This is a genomic window from Bartonella sp. TS25HLJMH, from assembly GCF_042193505.1.
Taxonomy (GTDB): Bacteria; Pseudomonadota; Alphaproteobacteria; order Rhizobiales; family Rhizobiaceae; genus Bartonella; species Bartonella grahamii.
The window spans coordinates 1-1,524 of the sequence record NZ_JBHILV010000063.1; the positions used below are offsets into that span (position 1 = coordinate 1).

General features: G+C 35.0%; 2 protein-coding genes. Both read right to left on the reverse strand.

What is annotated here, in order from left to right:
• Positions 1-225 precede the first annotated feature (225 nt).
• The gene (locus ACFINF_RS09175) at positions 226-1,239 is read right to left on the reverse strand and encodes a type IV secretion system protein (RefSeq protein ID WP_375620583.1); all 1,014 of its coding nucleotides are present in this window, start codon (positions 1,237-1,239) and stop codon (positions 226-228) included.
• Positions 1,236-1,379, reverse strand: a complete 144-nt coding sequence (locus tag ACFINF_RS09180) for a TrwH protein (RefSeq protein ID WP_375620584.1) — start codon at positions 1,377-1,379, stop codon at positions 1,236-1,238. The genes ACFINF_RS09175 and ACFINF_RS09180 overlap by 4 nt, the downstream gene beginning before the upstream one ends.
• Positions 1,380-1,524 lie beyond the last annotated feature (145 nt).

A 1,524-nucleotide genomic window follows, 5' to 3' on the forward strand; every position in this document is an offset into this window, starting at 1 on the left:
GATCAATTTTATCGAAAAGTTGCGTGAACACTGTAAAGTCCATGGAATTCCTCTTTAACGAAGTTTCAACTTTTTATCACCTTGAAACATAGATAAATGTTAAATGCTTCATTTGCATTTATACATTACTTGAGTATTTTCATCACGATATCTTGGCTTTGATAAAACCTTTATGCCCTTCTGAATTGTTCAGATAGTACTAAACCTTCTACATGGTTTTTGTTTTCATCGTATGATAGGCATCCCTTTTATTTCATGGTTAAAAAATTTCATATCAATTTCGCGTCTTTTCTTTTTGATAAGTGATTGCTCAGCTTTACGTAAATGCGTTATCATTTGCATCTTTACAGATTCATTTCGGATCATGGCTAACGAACCATCGATATGTGTTTGAAGATCTGCAATATCTTTCAGGTTTTCTTTTGTTTGAAGTTCATTAAATAGATTTCTGAGGTATTGAAAACGATTTTCTACGTTTTCAAAACTTTTCAAAGTTATAGCTTTATCGAGTACCGAAAAAAATTGTAAACGCGCAAAAACATGTTTGCCCATTTGATCAAGAGATCCAGAAATTTTGTTTTCGTCCTCCAATACCTTTTTATATGATTCCCTTGAAAGCTTATCACTCTTATAGAGCGATTCTGGTTCTTTGAGAAAAAAACTAGAAAAGAGAAAAGAACTAGAAAGGTCTATTGTTTGAGATCCAGTTTTCTTATTCGTTGTTATAGCTTGGTAAGCTTTTTCTGTTTGCGAAAGTTGTTCTTTTTTTAACGCAAGCTGTTTTTTTAAGAGCTCAATAATTTCCCCCTTTTTTAATAGATTAATAAGCTCCAGATATTCTGCTGATGGAGCAGGTTGTGTCGGTGGAGCAGGTTGTGGCGGTGAAGCAGGTTGTGGCGGTGGAGCAGGTGGTGTCGGTGGAGCAGGTTGTGGCGGTGAAGCAGGTTGTGGCGGTGAAGCAGGTTGTGGCGGTGAAGCAGGTTGTGGCGGTGAAGCAGGTTGCGACTTTTTAGGTGATTTTGGCTTTCTGTTAACTTGAGGTTTATTAGGACGTCTAATTTTAACATTTGTATTGGTTGTTGAAACTGTCGAACCAGGATATATCCGATATGTTCGACCGTCTTCTGTTCGGTGGATTTGTACTGCATTTCTATCATACACATGTCCGCTATCTGCATGTGCCAAATTCATCATTGCCAAAAGGGTAACCATTCCTGTTATAATAAGAATCTTTCTCATATACTTGCTCGCTTGATTTCGGCGGGGATTGTTTTATTAATAGGCACACGGTTCCTATCATTGGGCTGTTTTAGCTTTGGTGCTAATGCACAAGCTGATAAAATGTTTGTAATCAAAATTACAAGAATGATCGACTTCATTTTAATATGACTCTTTTTCATTGTTATATACATTATGATATTTATTATCATTATTATAACTTTGACATTAAAGTAAAGTGTATAGTTTACGATAATTGATCTTTTCTTAATTTCATTTTTTAATTTATGAAAATAACTCAATTTC